The 1,794-nt window shown below is 75.4% G+C and carries 1 protein-coding gene; it reads left to right on the top strand.

What is annotated here, in order from left to right:
• The first annotated feature begins 211 nt into the window (after positions 1-211).
• Positions 212-1,612, top strand: coding sequence for an FAD-dependent oxidoreductase (locus tag AOK15_RS33140; protein ID WP_055522018.1), 1,401 nt, complete (start codon positions 212-214; stop codon positions 1,610-1,612).
• Positions 1,613-1,794 lie beyond the last annotated feature (182 nt).

The following is a 1,794-nucleotide window of genomic DNA, read 5'->3' as shown; positions in this document are numbered from 1 at the left end:
GGGCTGAGCGGCGAGGGACGCGGGGCAGGCGTCGGTGAGCCGTGGGGGCGGTTCGCCCGGCGCGGTGATACTGGTGTCAGGTCGCAGGGAATCTCCGGAAAAAGGAGCACGTTCGGTGAACTCGGGTGGGACGGACAGCCGTTGGGAATCGGAGGGATCGGGCGGCTCGGCCGGTCGGCACGCGGTCGTCGTCGGGGGCAGTCTCGCGGGGCTGCTCGCCGCGCACGTCCTCGCCGGGCACGCTCAGCGAGTGACGATCGTGGAACGCGACCGCTTCCCCGCCGAAGCCGAAGCCGAAGCAGCCCACGACGCCGGCGCCGCCGGGAGCACCCTCGTGGGTACGGCGCCCCGGCCCGGCGTACCGCAGAGCCGGCACCCGCACGTTCTGCTGGAGGGCGGCCAACTCGCCCTGGAGGCGCTGCTGCCGGGGTTCATGGAGGAGCTGCGGGCGGCGGGCGCGCCGCGCGTGGGGATGCCGGAGGACATCGTGCAGTGGCAGAGCGGCCGCTGGTTCCGTCGGGTGCCCGCGTCGACGCACATCCACACCGGCTCACGGGCGCAGATCGAGCGGCTGATCCGGCGCCGGGTCCTGGCCAACCCTTCCGTCACCCTCGTCGACGGCACCGAGACCGTGGGGCTGCTCGGCGACGCGTCCCGCGTACGCGGTGTGCTGCTTCGCGAGCGCGGCGACGGCGCTCGGGGCGAACAGCGCGAACTGGCCGCCGACCTGGTCGTCGACGCCTCCGGGCGCGGCACCAAGGCCCCGCGCTGGCTGACGGCCGTCGGGGCCGAGGCGCCGCACGAGGAGACCATCGACACCGGCCTCGCCTACGCCTCCCGCGTCTACCGCGACACCACCGGCACGCTCGGCACCGACGCGAGTGCCGCGGCCCTCGGGTTCTACGTCGTCCCCAACCCCGACCAGCCGTACGGCGTGGTCGTGCTGCCCTTGGAGGACGGCACCCATCTGGCCACCTTCTCCGGGCTGCGCGGCGACGAACCGCCCACGGACGAGGAGGAGTTCGAGACGTACGCCAAGCGGCTCCCGCATCCGGTGGTGCACCGTTGGATGCGCGATGCCGAGCCGCTCTCCCCGGTGTCCGGGTTCCGGCGGACCGCCAACGTCCGACGCCGCTACGACCTGCCCGGCCGTCGCCCCGCCGGGTTCCTGGCGACCGGCGACGCGCTGTGCACGTTCAACCCGATCTACGGGCAGGGCATGGCCGTCGCCGCGCTGAGCGCCGTCGCGCTGCGGGACGCCCTCGCCGATCCGCGCCGAACGCCCACCACGCGCCGCGTGCAGAAGGCGTTGCTCGCCGCGTCCCGGCAGGCGTGGGACATCTCCGCCGGGGCGGACAAGAAGATGCCCGGAGCGGTCGGCAACGCCGCCGTCGTACGGCCCGCCGACCGGGTCGCCGGGTGGTACCTGCGCCGGGTCCAGGAACGCACCCCGGGCGACCCCGTCGTGGGCCGCGCCTTCCGCTCCGCCCTCACCCTCAAGGAGCCCCTGAGCGCCCTCTTCGCCCCGAAGGTGGCCCGAGCGGTCCTCTTCGGCCCGGCCTTCCCGACCCCGGAGGAACCACCACTCACACGCGACGCCGGGGACGCCTGAGGAAACCGCCGGGCGGAGGGAGCGGCGGGGCGGAGGGCCGGTCGGCGCGCACAGCCACCCCCGCCTGCCGGCGGGCCCGCTCCCCGCGCCCGCCTGCGCTCACGCTCTCACCGCGCCAGGCCATGCCCGCGCCCACCCAGCCCGCGCCCTGCCATGTCCGCGCCCTGCCATGCCCCCTCACC

Source organism: Streptomyces ossamyceticus, assembly GCF_001418475.1.
Classification (GTDB): Bacteria; Actinomycetota; Actinomycetes; order Streptomycetales; family Streptomycetaceae; genus Streptomyces; species Streptomyces ossamyceticus.
This window is presented reverse-complemented; position numbering and strand designations above follow the sequence as displayed.